A 25742-nucleotide genomic window follows, 5' to 3' on the forward strand; every position below is an offset into this window, starting at 1 on the left:
CTTACCCGCGCGGGGCCGCGCCCAGGCCGTGGCGCTGCAGCAGGCGGCGCAGGTGCGTGCGGTGCATCCCCAGCGCGCGGGCCGCGGCGGCCACGTTGCCTCCGTGGGCGCGCAGGGCCTCCTCCACGCGCGCGCGCTCCGAGTCCTCCAGGGGCGGGCGGGGGCGGGGCGGCCTGGGCGCTGGCGCCTCTTCTGGAGTCCGCTCCCGTGGGTCGGTGTTGAACGCGTGGCCCGCGCCCGGTGCCAGGTGCCCCGCCTCGATGCGTCGGGCGCCGCGCAGGAGGGCCTCTTGGCTGGCGCCGCGCACCTCCACGCGCAGCTCGCGCACGTTGCCCGGCCAGGCGCGCAGCAGGCAGGCCTCGAACAGCGAGACGTGCGCGCCGAGGCCCTCGGGGCCCTCCTGGAGGAAGCGCGCCACCAGGAGCGTGAGCTCCTCCGGGCGTTGTCGCAGGGCGGGCAGGCGGACCTCCGGGCGACCGAGCCGGAAGTACAGGTCCTCGCGCAGCCGTCCGGTGGCCACCTGCGCTCGCAGGTCCCGGTTGCTGGCCGAGCACACCCGCACGTCCACCTTGCGGGCGCGCGAGCTGCCCAGGGGGAGGACCTCGTGGGTCTCCAGCGTCCGCAGCAGCTTGGCCTGCACCTGGAGGTCCAGTTCCGTCACCTCGTCGAGGAACAGCGTCCCGCCGTCCGCGGCCTGGAGGTAGCCCTCCGCGTCGTCGGCGCCGGAGTAGGCGCCCCGCTTCGCGCCGAACAGCAGGCGCTCGGCGAGCCCCTGGGGGATGGCCGCGCAGTTGACGGCCACGAAGGGCCCCGCGCGCCTGGGGCCCAACTCATGGAACGCCCGCGCCACGCCCTCCTTGCCCGCGCCGCTCTCGCCGTGGATGTGCAGCGTCAGGCCATGCTGGGCCAGGCGTGACACCTGCTCCAGCAGCCGCCGCATCGCGGGCCCGCGCACGAAGCCCCCGTCGTCGATGACGCCCTGGCGCGCGAGCGGGCCCACATCCGCGCTGGGGATGAACAGGGAGTCGCCCAGGCGCAGGACGCGGTGCACCTGGCGCCGCTCGCCGGAGGGGAGCGGCTCTCCGTCCACGAAGGTGCCGTTCTGGCTGCCCAGGTCGGTGACCCAGCAGCGCTGGCCGTCGTGGCTCACCCGCGCGTGGTGGCGTGACATCCTGGGGTCGGCCGGCTCGCTCAGGCCGGGCGTGCCCCGCCCCAGCGCCTGCTCGCCGTGGAGCGGCACTGCCACGGCCACCGGAGCGCCCGCGCCGAGGACCTGCACCAGCCCGGGCCGGGGTGGCTCGTCCGAGTCCCGCCGCGCGGCGGCGTCGCTCTGCCCCAGGGTCGACCCCTCGTGTTCCATGGGGCCCATCTTACGTAAACCGGCGGTGTCACCAGGCACTGTGCCACCTGGGTGTGCCACGTGCGCCGCTGGCGGGGGGGCGCCGCTCGGGCGTGGGCGCGGGAGGGGGTTGGCACGGGGCTGGCTAACGTGGCCACCGCGAACGACCCGCGCCCTTGGCGCGGCTCTCGAGGAGACATCTTTGGCGAGGATTCAGCAGGCGTGGCTCGTGGGCACTCTGGCGTTGTTGGCGGTGGGTGGAGGGTGCCGGCTGACGGCGCCCCCGGGGCCGCTCCAGGCGGGGCGGTCCGACGGTCCGACGGGGGGCGGGGGCTGTCCCACGGGGCAGTGCGACCCGGACCCCAACGGCCTGGGCATCTACATCGCGGAGGGCGACGACTACTGCTTCCAGCACGAGGGGCGGCCCGTGTGGTGTCCGGAGGGCTTCCTGAACACCGCGGAGGGCGTGCTGATGCGGGTGCGCTCCACGGCCGAGCGGCGCACGGTGCTCGACGTGCCGGTCCGGCTCACCCGTCCGTCGGAGCCGGAGCCGGAGGCCATCGGGGTGCTCACGGGCCTGCACGCCAGCCCCGCGGACTTCTTCGTGGCGCTCACGCAAGGGGGCGAGTCGCGCAAGGTGCGCGGGGCCTCGCTGGCGAAGCTGTCGTTCTACTTCCACCTGCCGGTGGACGTGGGGGGCGGAGACCGCCGCCAGGTGCTCCACGAGCTGTCGCTGGGCGCGCCGGAGGCGGGCCGCTTCCAGGTGCGCTACCGGGTGGTGGGGACCGGGGACTGGCAGCCCCAGTGCCGGGCGACGGGGGGGCAGGGTGACGCGCGGTCCGTCTTGCTGCCGGGGCGACAGGTGGATGGCCTGAGCGCCGCGGTGCGCGAGCGCGCCAGCGCGGTGACGCTGGCTTGCGAGACGGGCGCCATCGCGGCGTGCCTGAAGTGGAAGTATCAGCCGTGGGACCCGGAGACGCACCAGGACGACGCGGAGCGGGAGCTCGTCTATCGGTCCTGTCTGCAGGCCAAGCGCGCCGCGTACTTCGTGGGACAGGGGGACCTGCGCGCGTTCACGGTGAGCGGCACGCCGTTCCTGCGGCGTGACGCGCACGGGTTCGACCCGCGCTCGGGAGCGCGGCTGGAGGATCTGGAGGCGCTGGAGGCGCTCTGGGGACCTCGGGGGGCGGTGTGCCTCAACCCGGAGAACCGTCGCCAGTCGACGCCGCCGCTGCCGAAGGGGCTGTCGCTGCCCAGGTGCGGCCCTGCGCCTCAGTGGCGCACGGACGCGCCGCTGGCGACCGGCGTGCCCAGGGCGGCGGAGCGCTGAGGCGCGCAGCGGGGGCGAGGTGGCGGAGCGCTGGGGCGCGGGTGGCCAGCGTGTGCGAGGTGGCGGAGCGCTGGGGCGCGGGTGGCCAGCGTGTGCGAGGTGGCGGAGCGCTGGGGCGGGGCGCGGGTGGCCAGCGTGTGCGAGGTGGCGGAGCGCTGGGGCGGGGCGCGGGTGGCCAGCGTGTGCGAGGTGGCGGAGTGCTGGGGCGGGGCGCGGGTGGCCAGCGTGTGCGAGGTGGCGGAGCGCTGGGGCGGGGCGCGGGTGGCCAGCGTGTGCGAGGTGGCGGAGCGTGGAGGCGCGCCGAGGGGGAGCCAGCGTGCGCAGGCCGGCGGAGTGCTGAGACACTTCGCAGGTGCTCCCGCCACCTTGTTGCGTCGGACTCGCGCGGGGAGGGGCGGTTCAGGGGGCCGCGGGCCGGGCTCGGAGTGCGGCCCCGGTGTGCGCGGGCTCGGCGAGGTCCTGGACCAGCCGGGGGTACGCGCGGCTCAGCCGTGGTGCGCGCTCGAGGACCTGGTCGAGCACGGTGCGAGCCTCGCCCAGGGTGGCCTCGCGCGAGGCCGTGTCCGACAGGCCCCGGGCCCGCGCCCACAGCAGTCCGGCCCGGAGGGCTTCGGCCTCCGCCAGCCCTGGCGACAGCCGTAGCGCCTTCTGCACGTGGGACAATCCCTCCTCCTCCACCTCGTGCGAGACGGAAGGGGACGCGGCGCGGGCCCATCGCCAGCATGCGCGCGCCATCATCAGGTGGCTCTCGTCATAGGCGTACAGCGCCACCGCGCGCCGCGCCTCGTCGAGCGCGCGGCGCAGGCGGGGCAAGCCCGAGCCGCCTCGAAGTTGTTCCAGGTCCGCCGCCGTCAGCTCCAGCCAGGCCCCCATCACCCGGCAGTCCGCGCAGGAGGGACTCAGCCGATAGGCTTCCTCCAGAGCGCGTCGCCCTGCCTCCAGCGCGGCAGTCGCTTCGCCCTCGCGCAGCGTCCACCGTGCGTGCTCCTCTTGGACAGTGCGCGGGAGGGTGAAGGCGCTTTCCGAGCGCGTGTCGAGCCGCTGCGTCTCCAATGCAGCCGTCGTGTCACCGGCCTCGCGCAGCGTCCACCGTGCGTGCTCCTCTTGGACAGTGCGCGGGAGGGTGAAGGCGCTTTCCGAGCGCGTGTCGAGCCGCTGCGTCTCCAGTGCAGCCGTCGTGTCACCGGCTTCGCGCAGCGTCTTCGCCGCTTGCCCCTCCTGGAGCGGAGTCTGGAGGGGGATGGCACGCTCCGAGTTCGCAACGAGCGTGGCAGTTGCATCGCCGCTCTCGTGCCGCATCTTCGGCGCTTGCGCCTTGTAGACCGAGGTCTGGAGGGGGATGGCACGCTCCGAGTTCGCGTCGAGCGTGGCAGTGGCATCGCCGGCCTCGCGCCGCGTCTTCTGCGTGCGCGGGGCGTGCTCCGAGCGCGTGTCGCGTAGCGCGGCCGTCGCATCACTGCCCTCGCGGAGCATCCACCGCGCGCGCTCCACGTGGACCGTGGCCTGGTGGAGGAGGGCGCGCTCCGAGCGCGCGTTGAGCCGCTGGGCCTCGAGCGCCGCGCTCAGCGCCCGCTCCAGGGCCGGACCCGGGTCCTGCTCCGTCTGCTCCAGGTGGCGCGCCCGCGTCAGCTCCGCCGCCGCGGTGTGCTCAAGCGCGGAGTGGAACCGGGCGTCGATGGCGCGCGCCCGCCCGCTCGCCTCCAGCGCCCGCTGGACGTCGTCCTCCGGGTCCTGGCCGAGCCCCAGCCGGTGGCCCGCCATCGCCACGTAGAGCTCCGCCAGGTTCGAGTGGGCGAACAGGTACTGCGGGTCCACGCGCGTGGCGTCGAGGAAGGCGCGCGCGGCCTGTTCGTAGGCGGGCAGCGGGTCCCCACCGTGCTCCCGCAGGTGGTTGCCCCGCCACCGGTGCACGAGCCCCAAGTCGTTGAGCGCCCAGGGATACAGCGGCTGCAGCTCGAGCGCGCGCGACAGCCAGCGCAAGGCCTCGCTCCAGGAGGCCTCCGGCGCCTCGCCCGCGCGCGCCTGACGCAAGCCCCGCATGAAGTGGCTGTAGCCCAGCGAGTCGAGCGCGAGCACGTCGCGCGGGTCCAGTTCCACGGCCCGCGCCGCCGCGCGCGTCCACTCCTCGAGGAGGGCCGCAGCGCCGCGCGAGTCCGGCTCCCCCTGGAAGTTCACCGCGCGATACTGATTCATCAGCACCTGGGCCCGCTGGGTGTGGCCCGCCGCGCGCTCCGGGTCGGCGGTGAGCGAGCGCTCCACGGCCCGCTCCGCCTCGTCGAGCGCGGCCTTGCGAGAGCGCCCCTCGCGCTTGTCCAGCTCGGAGCGCTGCAGCCACACCTCGGCGAGCGCCGCATGACCCCACGCGTCGCTGCGGCCCAGCTCCAGCGTCTTCTCGTAGCGCTGGCCGGCCTCCTCCAGCCATCGTCGTGCCTGGACGTAATCCCCTTGCTCCAGCAACATCATGGCGCGAGCACGGGCCACGTCCCCCGCGAGCGCGCGGGCCTCGGGCATCCAGGAGGCCTGGGCCATGGCCTCTTGGGCGGCGTGCTCGGCGGCCTCGTGCTCGCCGCGGTACAGGGCGATGAGCCCCTCCAGGTAGCGCGGCGACTCCAGCTCCAGGCTCCGGCTCCGCTCCAGCGAGGCGAGGGCGGGCGTGAGGAAGCGCGCCTCGAGCTGCCGTCGCTGCTCGTCCACCCACCGCGCCCCGCCCTCGCGCCGGGCGTCCTCCAGGCCCTGGCGATAGCGCTCGCCGAGCGCCCGGCCCAGCGCGTAGTGCAGCCCCGGCGTGTCCACGCCCAAGGCGTGCGCGCGCTCCAAGGCTTCGTGGGCCTGCTCGAACTCGCGCAGCGCCAGGTGCCCCCGACCGAGCGCCTGACGCACGAGCCCCTCCTCCTGGGGGCCGAGCCCGGTCTCCATGGCCGACAGCTTCGCCAGCCGCTCGCGGGCCAGCCGCAGCTCGGGGCGGGTGTCGTGCAGGGGCAGGGCCTGGAAGGCGCGCACGAACGACTCCAGCTCCCGCACCTGCTGGCCCAACTGCTCCGCCAGGAGCACCCGCGAGGCGGTGCGCGCCTCCAGCTCCCTCCGGGACAGCCACGCCTGTCCTCCCGCGGCGCCGAGCAGCAGCATGCCGGACAGCGAGCCGGCCGAGAGCCAGAAGGCGACGCGGTGCGCTCGCGCCAGGCGCCGCACGCGGTCCACCAGGCCGGGCCCGCGGCCGAGGATGGGCTGCCCGTCGAGGATGCGCCCCAGGTCCTCCGCGAGCGCGAGGCTCGAGCCGTAGCGCTGGTCCGGCTCCCGGGCGAGGCACTTGAGGCACACCGTGTCCAGGGCGGCGTCCAGCGTGGGCACGCGCGCGCGCGGCGGCGTGAGCTCCCCATCCAGCACCTTCGCGAGCGTCTCCAGGGGCGTGGCGCCCTGGAAGGGCGGGGCCCCCGTGAGCAGCTCGTACAGCGTGGCGCCCAGGGCGTAGATGTCGGCGCGGTGGTCGACGGCGCGCACCTCGCCGCGGGCCTGCTCCGGCGCCATGTACGCGGGCGTCCCGAGCACGGCGCCCGTGGTGGTGAGGCCATGTCCCAGCGCCAGCTCGTAGGCGAGGCCGAAGTCCAGGATGACGGGCGTGGGGCGGTCCGAGTCCGCGCCGCGCACCATGATGTTGGAGGGCTTGAGGTCGCGGTGGATGACGCCCAGCGCGTGGGCGGCGTGGACGGCCTCGGCCACGTGCTTCATCAGGCGCAGCTTGCGCGTCAGCGTCATGCGCGCCGCGGCGTGCTCCAGCAGCTCCCCCTCCACGAGCTGCATGGCGATGAACGTCCGGCCATCGACCTCGCCGACCTCGAAGACCTTGCAGACATGCGGGTGGTCGATGCGCGCCTGGGCGCGGGCCTCCTGCACCAGTCGCATGGCCCGCTCAGGGGCCGCGCCCTGGATGAACTTGAGCGCCACCTGTCGCCCCAGCCGCGTGTCGCGCGCGCGGTGGACCTCACCCATCCCGCCCCGGCCCAACAGGCCGAGCAGCTCGTAGTGTCCCCAGGACGAGGCCGCGGTTGCGCGCGGGGCTTCGTCGCGCGAGGCGCCGGAGACCGAGCCCTCCGCCGTGGCGGCGGTCGCCGGTGAGTGCTCCAGCGCGGGCGGGGTGGGCGTCAGGGGCGGTCCATCTGCGCCGTGCGGCGGCATGGCCCGACGCTACCACACGCGCGCGTGCACCCAGGTGGCACACCCGGAGGCATGTGCCATCCGAGTGCCATTCGTGGTGCCACGTGAGGGGCGAGGACGGGCGCCCGCTCGGAGCGCGCGACGACACGCATGCGGCATGTGCCTTGCTCAAGCAGGCGGCGGCGCGAACGCGCGCCCCAACCCATCACCGAGAAAGACACCCTCATGTCGAAGCTGCGTCACACCCTGGTCATGCTCACGATTCCCGCCGTGCTGTGGGGCTGCGGCCCCGAGGACCTGACCGAGGCGCCTGGGCAGAACGGCGCGTCCACGCCCGGCGCCGAGTCACTGGCCAGCACGTCCGCCGCGCTGGTGGCGAGCAACGAGTTCACCTGGTCCCAGGGCAACCTCGCCAAGCCGATGGGAGGCACGGACGGGCGCTCGTGCTTCCTCACGCGCGTGGGCGGCGACCTCCAGGGAGGTGGCGAGCGCGTGGACATCTTCCAGTCGGGCGGCTCCTGGTACCTGGGCGGCGCCTCGCAGCAGACGGGCATCCACGGCGCGGCCCGGTGCGTGGAGGCCGAGGGTGACACCACCGAGTACCAGTGGACGCAGTCGATGGCGTACCCCGTCTACATGGGCACCGCGACCAACCGCGTCTGCTACCTGGTGGGCATCGCCGGCAAGTTCAACGGCACCGGAGAGTGGGTGCACGCCTACGTCAGCGGCGGGAGCTGGTACCTGAACGGCAACTCCAGCCAGAGCAGCGTGCGCGCCCGCGCGCGGTGCATCGACGTCTCGCCGTCCGGCACCGACCCCGCGTATACGAATGAAGTCGCCTGGTACCAGGGCTCGCCCGCGTCCTACCTCATGGCGACGCCCTCGACGCGCGCTTGCGGCCTCACGTTCGTGCGCGGCAAGTTCGAGGGGAGCGGTGAGTACGTGCGCATCTACAACGACTCCGGTTACTGGTACCTGAGCGGCTCCTCGAACCAGACCGGTGTCGCCGCTCGCGCGCGCTGCTTCTGACGCGGGGCTCGCACGCCGGCGCTTCGGGCGGCCTCGGGCGACAGGGCCCGAGGCCGTGCCGGCGTGAGTCCAGGCGTTCCGGGAAGGGCGCGGGGCGCGCCCGGGAACCGCCGGGCGCGCCTTCCTCCCGGGCGGGCGGGCAGGCTCGGTCCGCGTGTCCGACTTCACGCGCCGTGGCGGACCTCCCCTGGGTCAATGTTGGCTGGCGCACGAAGTCGCGAGCGAGTGTCCGGTGGTGGGCACTGTGCCCTCCCGAGGGGGCTGTCGGGGGCGGGGAGTCGCGGGACAACGGAGAGGCCGCGCCCATCCCAGGGACGTGCAGGGGCTCTCCATGACTGTGAAGAAGGTTGTCTCGCGTCGCGCTCGTGCGGTGGTGCCACCGCAGCGCTCCGTGGAGGACGACTCGGATGCGTTGGACTCGCGGCAGCTGCTGCGCGTGCTGACGGCGGTGCGCAAGGGTGACTTCTCCGTGCGCATGCCCGTGGACAAGGTGGGCAACGCGGGCAAGGTCGCGGACTCGCTGAACGAAATCATCGAGCTCAACGAGCGCATGGCGCACGAGTTCGAGCGCATCGGCAACGTGGTGGGCAAGGAGGGCCGCATCACCCAGCGCGCGCACGTGGTGAGCGCGGTGGGCTCCTGGGCCGACTGCGTGGAGTCGGTGAACACACTGGTGGCGGACCTGGCGCAGCCGACGACGGAGATGGGCCGCGTCATCGGCGCGGTGGCCAAGGGCGACCTGTCCCAGACGGTGGCGCTGGAGGTGGACGGCCGGCCGCTGAAGGGCGAGTTCTTCCGCACCGCCCGGCTGGTGAACGGCATGGTGGAGCAGCTCGGCGCCTTCGCCTCCGAGGTGACGCGCGTGGCGCGCGAGGTGGGCACCGAGGGAAAGCTGGGCGGCCAGGCCCGCGTGAAGGGCGTCGCCGGCACGTGGAAGGACCTCACGGACAACGTGAACTCGATGGCGTCGAACCTGACGTCGCAGGTGCGCAACATCGCCGAGGTGACGACGGCCGTCGCCAAGGGCGACCTGTCCAAGAAGATCACCGTGGACGTGCGCGGTGAGATTCTCGAGCTGAAGAACACCATCAACACGATGGTGGACCAGCTGTCGTCCTTCGCCTCGGAAGTGACGCGCGTGGCGCGTGAGGTGGGTACGGAGGGAAAGCTGGGCGGTCAGGCCGTGGTGAAGGGCGTGGGCGGCACGTGGAAGGACCTCACGGACAACGTGAACTCCATGGCCTCCAACCTGACGTCCCAGGTGCGCAACATCGCCGAGGTGACCACGGCCGTCGCCAATGGAGACCTGTCGAAGAAGATCACCGTGGACGTGCGCGGCGAGATCCTGGAGCTGAAGAACACCATCAACACGATGGTGGACCAGCTCAACTCGTTCGCCTCCGAGGTGACCCGCGTCGCGCGTGAGGTCGGCACCGAGGGAAAGCTGGGCGGACAGGCCGTGGTGAAGGGCGTCGCCGGCACGTGGAAGGACCTCACGGACAACGTGAACTCGATGGCGTCGAACCTGACGTCGCAGGTGCGCAACATCGCCGAGGTGACCACGGCGGTGGCCAACGGAGACCTGTCGAAGAAGATCACCGTGGACGTGCAGGGCGAAATCCTGGAGCTGAAGAACACCATCAACACGATGGTGGACCAGCTCAACTCGTTCGCGTCCGAGGTGACGCGTGTCGCGCGTGAAGTGGGGACGGAAGGAAAGCTGGGCGGCCAGGCCGTGGTGCGCGGCGTGGGTGGCACGTGGAAGGACCTCACGGACAACGTGAACTCCATGGCCTCCAACCTCACCGCGCAGGTGCGCAACATCGCCGACGTGACGACGGCGGTGGCCAAGGGTGACCTGTCGAAGAAGATCACCGTCGATGCACGCGGCGAGGTGCTGGAGCTGAAGAACACCATCAACACGATGGTGGACCAGCTGTCGTCCTTCGCCTCCGAGGTGACGCGCGTCGCGAAGGAGGTCGGCACGGAAGGAAAGCTCGGCGGTCAGGCCGTGGTGCGCGGCGTGGGTGGCACGTGGAAGGACCTCACGGACAACGTGAACTCCATGGCCTCCAACCTGACGTCCCAGGTGCGCAACATCGCCGAGGTGACGATGGCGGTGGCGCGCGGTGACCTGTCCAAGAAGATCACCGTGGACGTGCGTGGCGAGATTCTGGAGCTCAAGAACACCATCAACACGATGGTGGACCAGCTCAACTCGTTCGCGTCCGAGGTGACCCGCGTCGCCCGTGAAGTGGGGACGGAAGGAAAGCTCGGCGGTCAGGCCGTCGTGAAGGGCGTGGGCGGCACGTGGAAGGACCTCACGGACAACGTGAACTCCATGGCCTCCAACCTCACCGCGCAGGTGCGCAACATCGCCGAGGTGACCACCGCCGTCGCCAACGGTGACCTGTCCAAGAAAATCACGGTGGACGTGCGCGGCGAGATCCTGGAGCTGAAGAACACCATCAACACGATGGTGGACCAGCTCAACTCGTTCGCCTCGGAGGTGACCCGCGTCGCGCGCGAAGTGGGGACGGAAGGAAAGCTCGGCGGACAGGCCGTGGTGAAGGGCGTCGCCGGCACGTGGAAGGACCTCACGGACAACGTGAACTCGATGGCGTCGAACCTGACGTCGCAGGTGCGCAACATCGCCGAAGTCACCACGGCCGTGGCGCGCGGTGATTTGTCGAAGAAGATCACCGTGGACGTGCAGGGTGAAATCCTGGAGCTGAAGAACACCATCAACACGATGGTGGACCAGCTGTCGTCCTTCGCCTCCGAGGTGACGCGCGTCGCTCGTGAAGTCGGCACGGAAGGAAAGCTGGGCGGTCAGGCGGAGGTGAAGGGGGTGGCCGGCACGTGGAAGGACCTCACGGACAACGTGAACTCCATGGCCTCCAACCTGACGACGCAGGTGCGCGGCATCGCCAAGGTGGTGACGGCGGTGGCCAACGGCGACCTGAAGCGCAAGCTCGTCGTGGACGCGAAGGGTGAAATCGCCGAGCTGGCGGACACCATCAACGGGATGATCGACACGCTGGCGGTGTTCGCCGACCAGGTGACCACGGTGGCCCGCGAGGTGGGAATCGAAGGGAAGCTGGGTGGACAGGCGCGCGTGCCCGGCACGGCCGGCATCTGGCGCGACCTCACCGACAACGTGAACCAGCTCGCCGCGAACCTGACGACGCAGGTGCGCGCCATCGCCGAGGTGGCCACGGCGGTGACCAAGGGTGACCTCACGCGCTTCATCACGGTGTCCGCGCAGGGCGAAGTGGCCGCCCTCAAGGACAACATCAACGAGATGATCCGCAACCTGAAGGACACCACGCGCAAGAACACGGAACAGGACTGGCTCAAGACCAACCTGGCCAAGTTCACCCGCGTCCTCCAGGGACAGCGAGACCTGCTCACGGTGTCCAAGGTCATCCTGTCGGAGCTGGCGCCGCTGGTGGACGCGCAGCACGGCGTCTTCTACATCTCCGAGCGCGCCGAGGCCGGGGAGCAGATCCTCAAGCTGCTCGCGTCCTACGCGTACCGGGAGCGCAAGGGCCTCTCCAACACCTTCAAGCTGGGCGAGGGCCTGGTGGGCCAGTGCGCGCTGGAGAAGGAGCCCATCCTCCTGTCGGACGTGCCGGACACGTACATCCGCATCTCCTCCGGGCTCGGTGAGGAGGTGCCGCGCAACATCGTCGTGCTGCCGGTGCTCTTCGAGGGGGAAATCAAGGCCGTCATCGAGCTGGCCTCGTTCCACCGCTTCAGCGAGGTGCACCTGGGCTTCCTCGCGCAGCTCACCGAGTCCATCGGCATCGTGCTCAACACGATTGCCGCCAACATGCGCACCGAGGCGCTGCTCAAGCAGTCCCAGGCGCTCACGGACGAGCTGCGCAAGCAGCAGGAGGAGCTGACGGAGACGAACAAGCGCCTGGAGCAGCAGGCCACCTCGCTCCAGCAGTCCGAGGAGCTGCTCAAGCGTCAGCAGGAGGAGCTGCGCCGCACCAACGAGGAGCTGCAGGAGAAGGCGAAGCTGCTCTCCGAGCAGAAGACGGAGGTCGAGCGCAAGAACGGCGAGGTCGAGCAGGCCAAGCGCGCGCTGGAGGAGAAGGCCGAGCAGCTGAGCCTCACCTCCAAGTACAAGTCCGAGTTCCTCGCCAACATGAGCCACGAGCTGCGCACGCCGCTCAACTCGCTGCTCATCCTCAGCCAGACGCTCAGCGACAACGTGGAGGGCAACCTCACCGGACGTCAGGTGGAGTTCGCCAAGACCATCCACGCCTCGGGCGCGGACCTCCTGGAGCTCATCAACGACATCCTCGACCTGTCCAAGATCGAGTCCGGCACCATGACGGTGGACGTGGGCCCGCTGCGCTTCAGCGACCTGCGCGAGTTCGTGGACCGCACCTTCCGCCAGGTGGCGGACAAGAAGGGCCTCCAGTTCGACATCGACCTGTCGCCGGGCATGGCGGGCGAGGTGGAGACGGACGCGAAGCGGCTGCAGCAGGTGCTCAAGAACCTGCTGTCCAACGCCTTCAAGTTCACCGAGTCCGGCTCGGTGTCGCTGCGCATCGGCATGGCGAGGAACGGCTGGACGCCGGACCACCCGGTGCTCTCCAGCGCGCCCTCGGTGGTGGCCTTCTCCGTGCGCGACACGGGCATCGGCATCCCCAAGGACAAGCACCACATCATCTTCGAGGCCTTCCAGCAGGCGGACGGCTCCACCGCGCGCAAGTACGGCGGCACCGGCCTGGGCCTGTCCATCAGCCGCGAAATCGCACGCCTGCTCGGCGGCGAAATCCGGCTGGAGAGCGAGCCGGGCCAGGGCAGCATCTTCACCCTCTACCTGCCCCTGGACTTCATGGCGGAGCGGCCCGGCGTGGACAACCGCCTGGTGTCCAGCGTGCTGGCGCAGTCGGTCGCCATGCTGCCGCCGCCCCTGCACCTGGAGGAGCCCTCCTCGGCGCCCACGGGGCTCGTCACGCTGTCCATCGATGATGACCGCGCCACCATCCAGCCCGGGGACAAGGTGCTCCTGGCGGTGACGCACGCGCCGGACCACGCGGCGCGGCTGCGCGCGGCGGCGCAGGGCGCGGGCTTCAAGGTGCTCGTCTCCACGGAGGTGGAGGGCGCGCTGGACGTGGTGCGCGACTCGCGGCCCGTGGCCGTGGCGGTGGATCTGGACCTGCCGGAGATGGCGGGCTGGGTGGTGCTGGACCGGCTCAAGCACGACGCCAGCACGCGCGCGCTCCCGGTCTACACCGTGTCGGATGACGACCACCGCGAGCGCTCGCTCAACCTGGGCGCCATCGGCCACCTGCGCGCGGCGGCGGACCCGGCCGCGGCGGTGGCGGCGCTGGCCTCCCTGCGCGACTTCGTGGAGCGCAAGGGCCGGGGGCTGCTCATCGTCGAGGACGACGCCGTGCACCGCCAGTCGCTCCAGGAGCTGCTGGGCAGCGACGACGTGCAGACGATGGCGGTGGGCACCGCGGCGGCCGCGCTGGCCGCGCTGGCGGAGCGCCGCTTCGACTGCATGGTGCTGGACCTGGGCCTGCCGGACCTGCCCGGCACGGAGCTCATCCGCCGCGTGCGCGAGGCGCATGGGGCCGGCGGGCCGCCCATCATCGTCTACACCGGCCGCGAGCTGTCGCGCGCGCAGGAGACGGAGCTGCGCCGGGTGGCGGAGGCCATCGTCGTCAAGGACGCGCAGAGCCCCGAGCGCCTGCTGGAAGAGACGAGCCTGTTCCTGCACCGCTCACCCGCCACGCTGTCGGAGACCAAGCGCCGCATGCTGGAGAAGGCGCGCGAGCGGGACCCGCTGCTCGTCAACCGCAAGGTGCTGGTGGTGGACGACGACGTGCGCAACATCTTCGCCCTCAACACCGTGCTGGAGCGCTACGGCATGAAGGTGGCCTTCGCGGAGAGCGCGCGCGAGGGCCTGGCGCAGCTGGAGACGGACGAGGACATCGAGCTGGTGCTGATGGACGTGATGATGCCGGAGATGGACGGCTACCAGGCCATGCGCGCCATCCGCCGCATGGAGCGCGTCTCGCACCTGCCCATCCTGGCCCTCACCGCGAAGGCGATGAAGGGTGACCGCGAGAAGTGCCTGGAGGCGGGCGCGTCCGACTACATCACCAAGCCGGTGGACATCGAGAAGCTGCTCAGCCTCCTGCGCGTGTGGCTGCACGCGCCCCGGGGTGCTCAGGCCAAGGGCCCGCGCACGGAGGTCTCCGGGTGAGCGCCGGGGCCCAGTCCTCGGCGCTGGAGACGCTGGAGGCGGAGCTCCTGCTGGAGGGCGTGGCCCGCCACTGGGGCTTCGACCTGCGCAGCCACTCGCGTCCGCAGTTGCTGCGGCGGCTGCGGCGTCACCTGCGCGAGGAGCGCCTGGAGTCCTTCTCCGCGCTCCAGGCCCGCGTGCTCCACGACAGCGACGCGCTGGAGGGGCTCCTGCGCGCGCTGTCGTGCACACCGCCCACGCTCTTCTCGGACGCGGCCTTCTTCCGCGACTTCCGCGCGCGCGTCGTCCCCGTGCTGCGCACCTGGCCGTCGGTGCGCGTGTGGCACGCGGGCTGCGGCACGGGCGAGGACACCTACTCGCTGGCCATCCTCCTGCATGAAGAGGGGCTGTGGGGGCGGTGCCGGCTGTACGCGTCCGACGCGAGCGAGGGGCTGCTCGCGGACGCGCGCACGGGCGTGGTGCCCCTGCCCGCCGAGGACTGCGCGCGCCGCCACGCGGAGTCGGGTGGCAAGGGCTCGCTGTCGGACCACTACACGCGCGACGGCAACTGGGCGCTCCTCCAGCCGAAGCTGCGCGACGGCATCTTCTTCACCCAGCACAACCTGGCCATCGACGGCTCGTTCAACGAGTTCCACGTCATCGTGTGCCGGGACACGCTGCTGTCCTTCAACCGCGCGCTGCACAACCGCGTGCACTCGCGGCTGTACGAGAGCCTGGCCCGCTTCGGCTTCTTGTGCCTGGGGCGCAAGGAGTCGCTGTCGCGCACGCCCCACGCCCAGGCCTTCGAGGAGCTGGAGGGCAGTGGTCGCATCTTCCGGAGGGTGTCATGAGCGTGGGGTTGCTGGTGGTGGGCGCGCCGCGTGTCGCCGCGGCGGACCTGGAGACGCTGCTGTCCGTGTTGCCGGCGCACCTGCCGGCGCCCGTCGTCGTGGCGCTGCACCGGGGGCCGCACGACCGGCTGGTGGAGCCCCTGGGCCGCCGCTGCGCGCTGCCGGTGGTGGAGCCGGACGACAAGGACGACCTGGTGCCCGGCCGCGTGTACCTGGCGCCGTGGGGCTACCACCTGCTGGTGGACCGGGGCTCGGTGTCGCTGTCGGTGGAGCCTCCCGAGCACGGCTGTCGTCCCGCCATCGACGCGCTCTTCGAGTCCGCGGCGGACAGCCACGGCGCCGCCGCGGCGGGGCTGCTCTTCGGCGGCCATGACGACGGCCTCACGGGGCTGGGCCTGCTCCAGGCGCGCGGCGGACGCGTGGCGCTGGTGGGCGGCGAGGACGTGGAGCTGTTCGACGCGGAGGTCGAGCGCTTGTCACTCGGGGACGTGGGAGGTTGGCTCGCGCGACTGGCCTACGTGTCGCGCGGCAGGGTGCAGCCATGAGCCCCGTGTCCGTCCTCCTGGTCGACGACCAGCCCGAGGGGCTGCTCGCGCTGGAGGCGACGCTCGCGCCGCTGGGGCTCCAGCTCGTCACCGCGCGCAGCGGCCGCGAGGCGCTGCGCCACCTGCTCTCCCAGGACTTCGCCGCCATCCTCCTGGACGTCGTGATGCCGGGCATGGACGGCTTCGAGACGGCGAGCCTCATCCGCGAGCGCGAGCGCAGCCGCCACACCCCGCTGCTCTTCCTCACCGCCCTGTCGCGCGGCCAGCTGCCGGAGCTGCGCGCCTACGCCGTGGGCGCGGTGGACTACCTGCTCAAGCCCTACGAGCCGGAGATCCTCCGCTCCAAGGTGAGCGTGTTCGCGGACCTCTACCGCAAGACGGAGCTGGTGAAGCGTCAGGCGGAGGTGCTGCGGCAGACCGAGCGGCGCGAGCACGAGAACGAGCTGGCCGAGGCCCAGCGCCGCGTGGACGCCGAGCGCGCCCGCGCCCGCGAGGAGCTGCTGCGCCGGGAGATGGAGACGCACCGCAACCAGCAGCGCTGGCTGGAGGCCGTGCTCGCGGCGCTCCCCACGCCGCTCGCCCTGGTGGAGCCCGGCACGGGCCACACCCTGCTGGCCAACCGCGCGGCCCAGGGGCTCGCTGGCGGAGGGCTCGCGTACCGCGAGGCCCAGGGCCTCCACGAGGGCCTCGTCGTGCGAGGCCCGCAAGGCCAGGTGCTCTCCACCGACGAGCAGCCCCTCATGCGCGCGGCCCGCGGTGAGGCCCTCCAGGGCTTCCATGTGGATTGGGAGTGGGGTGGCCAACAAGGCTCGGTGCGCGCCTTCAGCACCTGGCTGCCCCGGATGCATGGCCGTCCGGAGACGGTGCTGCTCGCCCTGCTGGACGTGGCGGCGCCGAGCGCCACGGTGCAGCTTGTGGAAGGACTCAGGCAGCTTGCGCCCGCCCACCCGGGACGGGAGGACATGGAGGGCCCGCTTCCCGTGAGGCAGGGCGAGCGGGCGAGGGACACGTCCGCGCCGGAACCTGAACATCCTGTTGCGAGAAAAGGTTGACGCACAAAATAACGTGGGCATGGTGGCCCTGTGAGCGACGCCGGACTTCCGCCGCGGGTCCAGCGCTTCATCACGACGCACATCGACTCCCTGGAGAAGCTGGAGGTGCTCCTCCTGCTTCGAGCCCAGCCGGGGCGGGAGTGGACCGCGTCATCGGTGAGCCTGGAGCTGCGCATCACAGAACCTTCCGCCGCCGCGAGGCTGGCGGACCTCACCGCGAGGAGCCTGCTGGTGAGCGACGGCGGACGTGTGCCCGTCTATCGCTTCAGTCCGGCGAGCTCGGAGGACGTGCAGGCCGTCACGGAGCTGGCGGCGGTGTACGGTGCGCGCCGGGTGAGTGTCATCTCCTTCATCTTCTCCCGGCCCCTGGACAAGGTCCGGGGCTTCGCGGAGGCCTTCGTGCTGAAGAAGGACAAGGACGGCGACCATGGCTGAAGCGGTCTACATCCTCTGTGCCTTGACGAGCATGGCGTGCGCGGTGCTGCTCCTGCGCGCATGGAAGCGCAGCCAGTCACGGCTCCTGCTGTGGAGCGGGCTGTGCTTCGTGGGCATGGCGGTCAACAACGTCCTGTTGTTCGTGGACCTGGTGGTCCTGCCGACGACGATTGATTTGTACCTGCCCCGCCAGCTCACCACCCTGGCCAGCGTCTCCGTCCTGCTGTACGGCCTCATCTGGGACGGCTCGTAGCGAGAGGAACCCCCCATGTTCCACTCCATGCTCAATGGCGCGGTGGCGATGGCGTGGCTGGCCTGCGCGCTGTTCTTCCTGCGCTTCTGGAAGCAGTCGCACGACCGGCTGTTCGCCTTCTTCGCGCTGTCGTTCGCGGTGCTCGGGGTGAACTCGGTGGTGGCCGCGCTCATCGACGTGCAGGACGAGCGGCGCTACTACATCTACGTGGCCCGGCTTGTCGCCTTCCTCATCATCCTCTACGCCATCTGGGACAAGAATCGCGAGAGTCGACGCGGCTGATGTGTCCTGACGCGCACCCGTCCTCCGCGTTCAGTGGTGGGGCGGCGCGCGGGTGGTTCTCCTTCCCGGTACAGGAGAACCACGCATGCGGCTCGGTCGTCGCGACTTCCTTCGTCTCTCCGCGCTCGGGGGGAGCGCGCTCGCCTTCGGCCCCGGGTTCTGGAAGGCCGCCTACGCGGCCCCGGCCCAGGCGGGCCCCGGTCCCTACGGCGCCATCTCCGGCTCGCCCGACGCCAACGGCCTGAGGCTGCCGGCGGGCTTCACCTCCCGCATCGTGGCGCGCTCGGGACAACCGGTGGGGCCCACCGGTTACGTCTGGCATCCGGCGCCGGACGGGGGGGCCTGCTTCGCGCGGCCGGAGGGTGGCTACGTCTATGTGTCCAACAGCGAGGCCATCTCCGGCGGCGCGAGCGCGGTGCGCTTCGACGCGGGCGGCCGGGTGCTGGCGGCCTATCGAATCCTCGCGGGCACGCGGCTGAACTGCGCGGGCGGGCCCACGCCGTGGGGCACGTGGCTGTCGTGCGAGGAGCACCCGACGGGTTGGGTGTGGGAGTGCAACCCGGCGAGGCCGTCGCAGGGCGTGGAGCGGCCGGCGCTCGGCGCGTTCCCGCACGAGGCGGTGGCGGTGGACCCGGTGGGCCAGCGGCTGTACCTGACGGAGGACCAGCCCGAGGGGCGGCTGTACCGCTTCACGCCGTCCGTGTGGCCCCGATTGTCGGAGGGCACGCTGGAGGCCGCGAAGGTGTCGGGCGACGCGCTGGCGGGTGAGGCCCGGCTGTCGTGGGTGCGGTGCTCGCCGGAGAAGTCCGTGTCGCGTCAGCCGGACGTCGCGGCGCGCACGACGGTGTTCGAGGGCGGCGAGGGCTGCTGGTACGACGGCGGCACCGTCTACTTCACCACCAAGGGAGACAACCGCGTGTGGGCGCACACGCCGGCGACGGGGAGGCTGGAGGTCATCTACGCGGCGTCGCTCCTGCCGCTCGCGCCGCTGACGGGCGTGGACAACGTGGTGGTGTCGCGCTCGGGGGACCTGTTCGTCGCCGAGGACGGCGGCACCATGGACCTGTGTCTCATCACCCCGGGACCCCAGCGCGTGGTGTCGTCGTTCCTCCGGCTGAGGGGACACTCGGGCTCGGAGCTCACCGGGCCGGCCTTCAGCCCGGATGGGCGGCGGCTGTACTTCAGCTCGCAGCGCGGCACCTCGAACTCCATCAACGCCGGTGTCACGTTCGAGGTGTCCGGTCCCTTCCGCTGAGGCAGGCGCGCGGCTTGACGACGCGGGAGGGCTCTTGCAGATACGGGGGCCATGTCCACGCTCCCTTCCTTCTCGCCCCGCCGCGCGCTGGGCCGCACCGGCTTCGTCGCCACGGCGGTGGGCATCGGTGACATCGCCGACCGCTCGACGCCCCGCGAGGTGCTCGTCGCCACGCTCACGCGCGCGCTGGACGCGGGGCTGAACGTCATCGACACCGCACCGAACTACGAGGAGGGCCTGAGCGAGGAGGTGGTGGGAGAGGCGCTGCGCGGCCGGCGCGAGGGCGTGTTCCTCATCGACAAGGTGGACGTGCTCGACGCGCCGGTGGGGCCCCAGGTCGCGGCGAGCCTGAAGCGGCTGGGGCACGCGCACGTGGACCTGTTCGTCTTCCATGCCGTGTCGGAGCTGCCCGCGTGGGAGGCGCTCGCCGCGCCGGGTGGGGGACTGGCGCAGCTGGGCGAGTGCGTGCGCGCGGGACAGGCGCGCTTCCGGGGCATCTCCAGCCATCATCCGGAGGTGCTGCGCCGGGCGGTGCTGTCCGGGCTGTGTGACGTGGTGATGTTCCCCCTGGGGCCCTTCGTGGACGCGCGCTACGTGGAGGACGTGCTGCCGCTGGCGCGCTCGCGCGGCGTGGGCGTGGTGTCGTTCAAGACGTTCGGCGCGGGCAAGCTCCTGGGCGACACGGAGGGCTATGGCCGGCCGCTGGAGTCGCGGCCCCGGGGCAAGGTGGGCTCGGGTGGACGTGAGGACCGGGAGGCGCCGCTGCTGCCGCACCTGGGCGTGGAGGAGTGCGTGCGCTTCACGCTGACGTTGGACCCGGACGTCATGTTGATGGGGATGAGCCACCCCAACGAGCAGGACGCGGCGCTCGCGGCGGCCCACGCGTGGCGTCCGCTCACGCCCGAGGCGCTGGAGGACGTGCGCGTGCGCGCGCGCCGGGCCATCGACGGCAAGGGCGCCGTGTGGTGGAACCCGACCGCGGCTTGAGTCGAAGACCCCGAGTCATTTCGCCTGAAACACACCCCGGGCGTGGGGGGTGTGGCCATTCAACGTCTGGCGGGTCTGGGATTGGACAGTCCTCCCGTCCGCGGAGGTGGGCGGCATTGTTGCGGGCGTCGGGACGCTCTTAGCTGCGGGCTTCACCGCGCTCTCGGGGTCGCCTTCATGTCCGCCGAGCCGAACCCACTCGACGACCTTCCTGGCGACACCGCCGGGACACCGCGAGGCGCCGCGGCGACAGGGCCTCGCGCCGAGCCCGCGTCCTCCGAGTCCGCGCGGCTGGCCTTCCTGTATCGCGCGGGTGAGGCGCTGGGGGCCTCGCTGGAGTGGCGCACGGTGTTGCGGCGGCTGGCGGAGCTGGTGGTGCCGGAGCTGGCGGACTGGTGCGCGGTGGACGTGCTGGGGGACGACGGCCGCGTGGAGCGCGTGGCCGCGGCGCATCGGGAGCCGGGGCGGGTGGCGCTGGTGCACGAGCTGTTCCGCCTGCGTCCGGTGGACCTGACGATGTCGGACGTCATCGCGCAGACGCTGCGCACCGGTGTCGCGTCGCGGATGGAGGCCGTGTCGGAGCGGGCCTGGGAGCGCGAGGTGGCGCTGGGCGCGCGGGTGGGGATGGTGTTGCCGCTGGTGGCGCGCGGCCGGGTGTTGGGGGCGATGTCGCTGCTGCGCGGTGACGCGGCGGCGGGCTTCACGGAGCAGGACCTGGAGGTGGCGCGGGAGCTGGGGCGGCGCGCGAGCCTCTCCATGGAGAACGCGCTGTTGTACGAGGAGGCCCGGGTCTCCCAGGCGCTCTCCGCGCGACTGCAGACGGTGACGGCGGCGCTGTCCCGGGCGGCCACCGCGGAGGACGTGGCCCGGGTGCTGGTGCATGACGGGCTGGAGGCCTCGGGCGCGGCGCGTGGCACGGTGATGAGCCTGACGGACGAGGGCTTCATCCACTTCATCGGCGCGTTCGGCTATTCGCGGGAGTTCAGGGCCGCGCTGGAGGGGAAGCGTCCGCTGGTGGTGCCGGTGCTGGCGCGCGCGGCCGAGCGGCGGGAGGCGCAGTGGTTCTCGCGCCTGGAGGACCTGTTGCCCCTGACGGGCATCGTCCGGCGCGAGGTGGCGGTGCTGGGGGGCGGGGCGCGCGCGGTGCTGCCGCTGCTCACGGAGCGGGGCGTGCGCGGCTTCGTGTGGCTGGCCTGGGAGGGGCAGCGCGACTTCACCGCGTCGGAGCGCTCGTTCCTGGAGGCGCTGGCCCAGCAGTGCTCGCAGGCGCTGGAGCGCGCGGTGCTGTACGGCACGCTGCGCGAGCGGGGCGAGCGGTTGCACCACGCGCTCCAGATGGGGAAGGAGGCCGAGGAGCGGCTGTTCTTCCTGCTCGAGGCGAGCCGCGCGCTGGCCGAGCACCTGGACGACGTGGAGTGGACGCTGGAGCACGTGGCGCGCGTGGCCGCCAGCAGCGTGGCGTCCAGCTGTCTGGTGGAGCTGGTGGGGCCGGATGGCACGCTGCGGTGCGTGGCGTCCGCGCACCAGGAGCCCTCGCGCGATGCGTCGGTGCTCCAGGCGCTCGGCGGAGAGGGCGCGCTGTCGCTGTCGCGCGAGTGCTTCCATTCCGGAGAGCCGCGCTTCGTGCCGGACGTGGACGCGGCGCTGTGCGAGCGATTGTCGGACAGCTCCGAGCAGCGGGCGCTGTTGCAGGCGCTCAGGCCGGCGTCGCTGTTGGTGGTGCCGGTGCGCACGCGCGGACGCACGCTGGGCGTCATCACGTTGGGGACGTCGCCGCCGCAGCGGCCGCTGGCCATGTCGGACGTGTCGATGATGGAGGAGCTGGCGCGACGCGTGGCGGTGGCGCTGGAGAACGCGTCGCTGTATCGGGACGCGCAGGCGGCGGTGCGGCTGCGCGACGAGTTCCTCTCCGTGGCGAGCCACGAGCTGAAGACGCCGTTGACGAGCCTGAAGCTCCAGCACGGGCTCATCGACCGGGCGCTGGGGCCGGACTCGCGCGAGAAGGTGGCGCCGAGGTTGTCCACGGCGATGCGGCAGGTGCAGCGGCTGGCGTCGCTGGTGGACCACCTGTTGGACGTGAGCCGTGTCTCGCTGGGGCGGCTGGCATTGGAGCCCACGGAGGTGGACCTGGGGCAGGCGGTGCGCGACGCGGTGGACCGGATGGAGGAGGTCTTCGCGGTGGCCGGGTGCACGGTGCGGGTGGAGATTCCAGAGCCGCTGCAGGGGCGGTGGGACGCGCTGCGGTTGGACCAGGTGCTGGTCAACCTGCTCACCAACGCGGCGAAGTACGGCGCGGGGCGGCCGGTGCAGGTGTCCGCCTCCGCCGAGGGCGAGGCGCGGGTGCGCCTGTCGGTGCGCGACGAGGGCATCGGCATCTCGGAGACCGACCTGCCGCGCCTGTTCGGCCGCTTCGAGCGCGCGGTGTCGGAGCGCCACTACGGTGGGCTGGGGCTGGGGCTCTACATCAGCCGGCAGATCGTGGAGGCCATGGGCGGGAGCATCGAGGTGGAGAGCCGCGAGGGCGTGGGCTCCGTCTTCACCGTGCTGTTGCCTCGTTCAGCAGGCTGAGGGCGCGCTCGAGCACCTCGTCGCGTCCGGCGCGCAGGCCCTCGAGGGTGGGGTGGACCTCCACGTCGGGGCGCAGGCCCACGCCCTGGACTGGCTGGCCGTCGGGTGTCTCGAAGCGCTGACCGGTGAAGAGGACGCAGAGAGCGCCGGGGAGGCAGACGTTGGTGGTGTCACCCACGGCGCCCGCGGTGGCGCTGCCCACGAGGCGTGCGCCGGACGCGGCGCGCAGCATCATCGCGGTGTATTCGCCCTGGCTCAGCGTCCGCGCGTCGACCAGGAGGATGACGTGTCCTCGGTAGAGGGGACCGTTGTTGGGTGGGAGCAGGGTGGGGAAGCGCTCCTCCAGGCGCTCTCCGGCGGAGAGCCGGGGGCGGGAGATGAGCGCGGACGTCGTGGCGCCGCGCGTGTTGAGTCGCGGCGCGAGCGCCCAGGCGCTGCCCTGGGGATAGCCGCGCAGGTCGAGCACCAGGCCCCGCGTGTCCTTCATGGCGGTGAGCATGGGGTCCACGGACTCGGCGCGCAGCCTGCGCAGGTCCACGTAGCCGATGCCGCCGCTCAGCATCTTCCAGGGGGCGTCGTCGCGGGGTGGGGGACGCAGGAACGGGAGGAAGTCGCGTGAGCGCGGCAGGCGTGACTCCTTGAGGCGGCCGTCGGAGCCCTGGAGCATGACCTCGACGTGCTTGCCGTCCGCGCCCGCGAGCAACAGGCTGGCGACGCGCTCGGCCCTCGCGGCGTCGTGTGAGGCACCGAGGAGGGAGGTGAGTCGCCGCGCGTGCAGGGCGACGGGCTCCTGGTCCACGGCGACCACCTCGTCGCCCACGTGGATGCCGGCGGCGCGGGTGACCTCGGGCGCGGGCAGCTCCGTCACGATGAAGCGCCCCTGCACGGGCCGCAGGACGACGGGCGCGGTGGCCTCGGCGAGAGAGCGCAGCGGCTGGCCCTGCTCCGCGACGAAGATGTGTCCGTCGTGGACGCGCGCGGCCAGGGTGTAGAGGACCTGTGTGTAGGCGCGAGCGTCCGCCGCCGCGCGAGCCTGACCGAGGAACGTGGGCAGGACGGCGTCCCAGTCCCGCAGGGCTTTCGGGTCGGGATGAAAGAAGCGCATCACGTTCCAGAACCGGATGACGGCGAGCAGCCGATGCGGTTCCGGTGGATACCCCGGGTGCTCGTACATGGCCTCGGCGCTGATGATGGGGAGCGCGGAGGCGGACCTCGATGGGGCTGCGCTCGCGCGAGTCCGCGTCCCCGACGTGCCCGAGCGCACCCGTTGGAGCGCGTCCTGGAGCGCGGGCCCCGAGTCACCCTCGTCCGCCTCCACCGGCACGGTGACGTCCGCGGACAGTCCCGAGGCGCCGGAGGCGAACACGAGCTCCGAGGCGCGCACCACCGCGCGATATCCCCCGGGCAGCGGCAGCGTGCGAGTCCTCACGGCGGAGGACTCGTCGAGCCCACCCTGCGCGATGACTCGCGTGCGAGGCGTGGACATCAGCGCGAGCACCAGCGGCGTCAGCGGCGTCCGCGCGTTGACGAGCAGCGCCACCGAGCGCTTCGGCGTCCCGGACACCGGCGTGAAGCTCCGCGCGAGCCGCGTCTCGACGGACGCGCTGTATCCCCCGGAGCTGGGCCCCCACTGCACGGGATGGCCCGAGTACACACGGAAGCGCTCCGCGGGCGCCGTCAGCTCCTCCGCCACCAGCGAGCGCTCCAGGAAGCCGAGCGCCATCTCCGCCCACGCGGCCGCGTCATCCCCACTCATGCGCAGGTCGATGACCACGCGGCGAGCTCGCGCGAGCTCCGGCTCCAGCGCGCTCATCGCGGGATACAGCGCGTCGACATTCGCGAAGGTTCGGTCCAGGTCCAGCACCAGCGCGTCACCCACCCAGCGCGACAGCGGCCCAGGTGCCGTGCTCGTGGCCACCACCGGCCCATCCCGCACGACCCGGGTGAGCGGGTCCTCGAGCGTGCGCAGCATGCCGCCCACCGTCGCGGCGAGCGCCTCGGGGGTGCCCGCCGCGAGCGCACCGGGCAGCGCGGCGAGGAGCGCCGCATCCCAATCGACCGCGCCCGTCGCGAGCGCCGGATGCGCGTACTTCACCTCGCCCCAGACGCGCCCCAGCGCCGCGGCGTTCTCCAGCGCGGGCGCGACGCTCGCACCCGGTCCACCCGGCTCCGCGCCCGCTCCGACCCCCGCGCCGAGCAGCACCGTCAACACCCCGACACCGAGTGTCCAGCTCGGCACCCGTCGGATTCTCACGTGCTCCACAACCACCTCCGATGACGGCCCCGCCCGCTCGACACCACCCTCACGGAAAAGTTCCCGAGCGAACCGCTCCGAGGCGTCTGCCGGCGCCCTCATCGAGGCTCCGCGTTCAAGCGCGTCCACGCCTGGTGAAGCGCGTGGCCGGGGGCGTGGGTGCCGGGTCTTCTTCGCGTGGTGGAAGTGCTCGCGGGGAGCAGTCGTCTACAAGGGCTGGCTCCCTCGCTCCAGGCGTGTGGCCCGGCCATGCTCATGGCTCCGAGGTCTCGCGCGGCGCTCGACACCCGTACACCTGGAACTGGAGAACGTTCATGCGACGTCTGAACCTCATTGCGACTCCCTCTCTCGTGGTGGCCCTGTGCGCGTTGCTCGCGAGCGGATGCGGTGGCTCACCCGGGCCCGACGCGGAGCCGTCCACCGGCGCGCCCCAGTCCGGCGGCCTGGAGGGTGCGCCCGGCACCGACGAGGGCGAGGCCGCGGGAGCCGACTCCGATGATCCGTTCCACCCGCTCAACGCGGGCAAGGTCACCCTCTGCCACATCCCGCCGGGCAACCCCGACAACGCGCACTCCATCACCGTGGGCCTGGCCGCCGTGAAGGCCCACGTCAAGCACGGCGACACGCTGGGCGCCTGTGACAGCGAGCCCGACGCGGGCACGGGTGGTGAGCCCGACGCGGGCACCGGCGGTGAGCCCGACGCGGGCACCGGCGGCGAGCCCGATGCCGGCTCCTGCCAGCCCGTCGAGGCGCCCTGTGGCGAAGGCGCTGCCTGCTGCTCGGGCCTGGCCTGCTCGACCGACGGCTACTGCGAGCCCATCATCGGCTGATGAACAGGGCCCACCGGCCCTCCCGAAGACGACGCCTCACCCAGACCCCTCCGGCGGCGCCCCCGTGGCTCCGCCCGAGGGGTCTTCCTGTTTCCGGGGAGCCACGCCCCTCGGTTCATCCTCATCACATCTTTTGACTCAAGGAACCCGACCCCCTGCGTCTTCCCTTCAGGGGGGCGGCGAGACAGGGAAGGCGTGAAACGTGTTCCACAAAACATGGGAGTGAGACGGAGAGAAAAGGAATCCCAGAAACCCAACCGCGCATTGCGAGCCGAGCGGTAAAGTTTTCAACCGAATGGCTGTAGTTTCTGCGGAGAGAGCAGGGGAGACTTCCAGCAATGAGGGCGCGTTCCTCCCTCACTGTCC

General features: G+C 72.0%; 16 protein-coding genes. 13 read left to right on the forward strand and 3 right to left on the reverse strand.

The window, feature by feature from the left end:
• Window position 1 precedes the first annotated feature (1 nt).
• On the reverse strand, window positions 2–1360 hold the full coding sequence (locus AC6JA9_RS03895) for a sigma 54-interacting transcriptional regulator (RefSeq protein WP_223749238.1): 1359 nt from the start codon (window positions 1358–1360) through the stop codon (window positions 2–4).
• A 181-nt stretch (window positions 1361–1541) separates the two neighbouring features.
• On the opposite strand from AC6JA9_RS03895, the gene AC6JA9_RS03900 reads away from it, so the two are divergent.
• Window positions 1542–2669 carry an ADYC domain-containing protein gene (locus AC6JA9_RS03900; RefSeq protein WP_223782390.1) on the forward strand — a complete coding sequence of 376 codons (1128 nt, stop codon included), beginning with the start codon at window positions 1542–1544 and terminating at the stop codon, window positions 2667–2669.
• 399 nt (window positions 2670–3068) lie between these two features.
• Here AC6JA9_RS03900 and AC6JA9_RS03905 read toward each other — a convergent pair whose 3' ends face one another.
• Entirely contained in the window at window positions 3069–6842 is a 3774-nt protein-coding gene (locus AC6JA9_RS03905; protein ID WP_497959106.1) for a protein kinase domain-containing protein, read from the reverse strand.
• A 204-nt stretch (window positions 6843–7046) separates the two neighbouring features.
• Here AC6JA9_RS03905 and AC6JA9_RS03910 point away from each other — a divergent pair, with 204 nt between their 5' ends.
• The 11 genes from AC6JA9_RS03910 (at window position 7047) to AC6JA9_RS03960 (ending at window position 22292) form a co-directional block, all read left to right on the forward strand.
• On the forward strand, window positions 7047–7850 hold the full coding sequence (locus AC6JA9_RS03910; protein ID WP_223749241.1) for a hypothetical protein: 804 nt from the start codon (window positions 7047–7049) through the stop codon (window positions 7848–7850).
• Window positions 7851–8181: 331 nt separating this feature from the next.
• Window positions 8182–14085 carry a HAMP domain-containing protein gene (locus AC6JA9_RS03915; protein WP_223749242.1) on the forward strand — a complete coding sequence of 1968 codons (5904 nt, stop codon included), beginning with the start codon at window positions 8182–8184 and terminating at the stop codon, window positions 14083–14085.
• A complete protein-coding gene (locus tag AC6JA9_RS03920; RefSeq protein WP_267698218.1) occupies window positions 14082–14915 on the forward strand; it encodes a CheR family methyltransferase in 834 nt (277 codons plus the stop codon). The genes AC6JA9_RS03915 and AC6JA9_RS03920 overlap by 4 nt, the downstream gene beginning before the upstream one ends.
• A complete protein-coding gene (locus AC6JA9_RS03925; RefSeq protein ID WP_497959107.1) occupies window positions 14912–15460 on the forward strand; it encodes a chemotaxis protein CheB in 549 nt (182 codons plus the stop codon). Before AC6JA9_RS03920 ends, AC6JA9_RS03925 begins: the two co-directional genes overlap by 4 nt.
• Window positions 15457–16512, forward strand: a complete 1056-nt coding sequence (locus AC6JA9_RS03930; protein WP_305070677.1) for a response regulator — start codon at window positions 15457–15459, stop codon at window positions 16510–16512. The genes AC6JA9_RS03925 and AC6JA9_RS03930 overlap by 4 nt, the downstream gene beginning before the upstream one ends.
• 30 nt (window positions 16513–16542) lie before the next feature.
• Window positions 16543–16947, forward strand: a complete 405-nt coding sequence (locus tag AC6JA9_RS03935; protein WP_223782394.1) for a hypothetical protein — start codon at window positions 16543–16545, stop codon at window positions 16945–16947.
• On the forward strand, window positions 16940–17200 hold the full coding sequence (locus AC6JA9_RS03940) for a DUF5985 family protein (RefSeq protein WP_223749246.1): 261 nt from the start codon (window positions 16940–16942) through the stop codon (window positions 17198–17200). The genes AC6JA9_RS03935 and AC6JA9_RS03940 overlap by 8 nt, the downstream gene beginning before the upstream one ends.
• Before the next feature lie 15 nt (window positions 17201–17215).
• On the forward strand, window positions 17216–17482 hold the full coding sequence (locus AC6JA9_RS03945; protein ID WP_223749247.1) for a DUF5985 family protein: 267 nt from the start codon (window positions 17216–17218) through the stop codon (window positions 17480–17482).
• An 85-nt stretch (window positions 17483–17567) separates the two neighbouring features.
• Entirely contained in the window at window positions 17568–18737 is a 1170-nt protein-coding gene (locus tag AC6JA9_RS03950) for an alkaline phosphatase PhoX (protein ID WP_223749248.1), read from the forward strand.
• Window positions 18738–18788: 51 nt separating this feature from the next.
• Window positions 18789–19724 (forward strand): aldo/keto reductase, encoded by a 936-nt coding sequence (locus AC6JA9_RS03955; RefSeq protein WP_497959108.1) that lies wholly within the window; start codon window positions 18789–18791, stop codon window positions 19722–19724.
• A gap of 177 nt (window positions 19725–19901) precedes the next feature.
• Window positions 19902–22292, forward strand: a complete 2391-nt coding sequence (locus tag AC6JA9_RS03960; protein WP_223749250.1) for a GAF domain-containing protein — start codon at window positions 19902–19904, stop codon at window positions 22290–22292.
• On the opposite strand, the gene AC6JA9_RS03965 is transcribed toward AC6JA9_RS03960, so the two are convergent.
• Window positions 22261–24546 carry a S41 family peptidase gene (locus tag AC6JA9_RS03965; RefSeq protein ID WP_497959109.1) on the reverse strand — a complete coding sequence of 762 codons (2286 nt, stop codon included), beginning with the start codon at window positions 24544–24546 and terminating at the stop codon, window positions 22261–22263. The genes AC6JA9_RS03960 and AC6JA9_RS03965 overlap by 32 nt on opposite strands.
• A 314-nt stretch (window positions 24547–24860) precedes the next feature.
• On the opposite strand from AC6JA9_RS03965, the gene AC6JA9_RS03970 reads away from it, so the two are divergent.
• Window positions 24861–25376: a hypothetical protein gene (locus AC6JA9_RS03970; protein WP_223782396.1), complete on the forward strand. Its 516-nt coding sequence runs from the start codon at window positions 24861–24863 to the stop codon at window positions 25374–25376.
• The last annotated feature ends 366 nt before the right edge of the window (window positions 25377–25742 follow it).

The sequence above is a fragment of the Myxococcus sp. MH1 genome (genome assembly GCF_059738865.1).